The sequence below is a fragment of the Nocardiopsis lucentensis DSM 44048 genome, assembly GCF_000341125.1.
GTDB classification, from domain to species: Bacteria; Actinomycetota; Actinomycetes; order Streptosporangiales; family Streptosporangiaceae; genus Nocardiopsis; species Nocardiopsis lucentensis.
On sequence record NZ_ANBC01000447.1, the window covers coordinates 1 to 2090 of the forward strand.

Consider the following 2090-nt stretch of genomic DNA (forward strand, 5'->3'; position numbering starts at 1 on the left):
AATCCCTGCCTCGAGGGCGCCCGAACACGGTCCGAAGCGCAGCGGAGGACCAAAACAAGCACCGCTCAGCCGAAGAGGCGCACCGGGTTGAACAGGTCGGCCACGAGCAGGACCACGCTGAACACCAGGAAGCACGCGACCACCACGTAGGCCACCGGGGTCAGCATCGCCACGTCCACGGGGCCCGGGTCGGGCCGCCGGGTCAGCCGGGCCCACCCGCGCTTGACCCACTCCCACAGCGCGCCCGCCATGTGGCCGCCGTCCAGCGGCAGGGGCGGCNTTGAAGGCGAACAGGAAGAGGTTCACCCCGGCCAGGATCTGGATCATGAGCGCGGCGGTGTCGGCCAGGGGCAGGCCCTGGGACATGATCTCGCCGCCGATCCGGGAGATCCCGACGATGCCCACCGGGGAGTCCTGGGTGCGCTGTTCGCCGAGGAAGGCCGCGGCGAACACGTCCGGCACCTTGCCGGGCAGGGAGACCAGCGCCTCGCCGACGCCGACGAGCATGGTCCCCATCTCGGCGGCGGACTCGCCCAGCGTCAGCGTGGAGCGCTCGGAGGCGAACACGATGCCGAGGAAGCCCACGGTCTCGGTCCGGTAGGCGCGGTAGCCCTGGTCGTCGTAGACGTAGTCGCCGTCGGCGTCGGTCTCGTAGAGGATCTCGCCGTCGGCGTCGCGCGCGGGCAGCTCGTTCTCGATGATGTCCACGTCGAACGGGACCCGCTCGCCGTCGCGCTCCACGACGATCTCGGTACCGCCCAGGGAGTCGCGGATCGCCTGGTTGGCGGCGTTCCAGTCGGGGGTGGGCGTACCGTCCACCTCCACGATGACGTCACCGGCCTCCAGACCGGCCTCCGCGGCGGGGGTGGGCGGTTCGTCGGTGCACTCGGTGACCGACTCCCCGGCGGGCACGACGCACTCGGTGACCATGCCGATCGTGGTGGTGCTCTGCGGTACGCCGATGCCCATGAACAGCACGCCGAGCAGGATCGCGGCCAGGACCACGTTCATTCCGGGGCCGGCGAACATGACGATCAGCCGCTTCCACGGCGAGCGCTGGTAGAACTGCCGGTCCCGGTCCTCGGGCCCGACCTCGATGTAGGACGCCTCACGCGCGTCCTCGGCCATCGCGCGCCAGCGGGAGAGCTTGCGCGAGCCCTCGTCCCCGGTCCTGCGCGCGGGCGGCAGCATGCCGACCATCCGCACGAAGCCGCCCAGCGGGACGGCCTTGACCCCGTACTCGGTCTCGCCCCTGCGCACCGACCACAGGGTCTTGCCGAAGCCGACCATGTACTCGGTGCACTTGATCCCGAACATCTTGGCCGTGGAGAGATGGCCGAGTTCATGCCAGGCGATCGAGAACAGCAGCCCGAAGACGAACAGGACGATCCCGATCACGGTCATCAACGCGACCATGCACTCTCCTCAAGCCGGTGTCAGGCCCGGCCCGTCAGCAGTTCACGCGCGCGCACACGGGCCCAGGCGTCAGCGGCGTACACGTCGTCAAGGGTCAGGTCAGCCGAGGAGGCACCGAGGGGGCGCTCCGACCGCTGATGCTCCGAGACTACCCGGGACACGGTGTCCATGATGGCCGGGAAAGCGAGGTTTCCCCTCAGGAAGGCGTCGACCGCCTCCTCGTTGGCCGCGTTGTAGACCGCGGGGGCCGTACCGCCCGCCGCGCCGACCTCGGCGGCCAGGCGCACCGCGGGAAAGGCCTCGTGGTCGAGCGGCTCGAAGGTCCACTCCTGGGCCCTGGTGAAGTCCAGTCCGGGGGCGGCGTCGGGAACCCGGTCGGGGGCCCCGATCCCGTGGGCGATCGGGATCATCATGCTCGGCGGGCTGGCCTTGGCGATGGTCGCCCCGTCCACGTACTCGACCATCGAGTGGACGATGGACTGCGGGTGCACCACGACGTCGATGCGCTCGAAGGGGACGTCGAACAGGAGGTTGGCCTCGATCACCTCCAGTCCCTTGTTGACCAGGGTGGCGGAGTTGACGGTGATGACCGGGCCCATGCTCCACGTGGGGTGGTTGAGCGCGTCCTCCGGGGTGACTCCCTCCAGTTCGTGGCGGCCGCGACCGCGGAAGGG

At 70.0% G+C, this 2090-nt stretch carries 2 pseudogenes; both read right to left on the reverse strand.

The features are described from left to right. Positions 1-65: 65 nt before the first annotated feature. Positions 66-1416 (reverse strand): annotated as a pseudogene (locus tag D471_RS34620) (M50 family metallopeptidase). A gap of 20 nt (positions 1417-1436) precedes the next feature. Next, a pseudogene (locus D471_RS0115660) lies at positions 1437-2090 on the reverse strand (1-deoxy-D-xylulose-5-phosphate reductoisomerase); the annotation flags it as partial.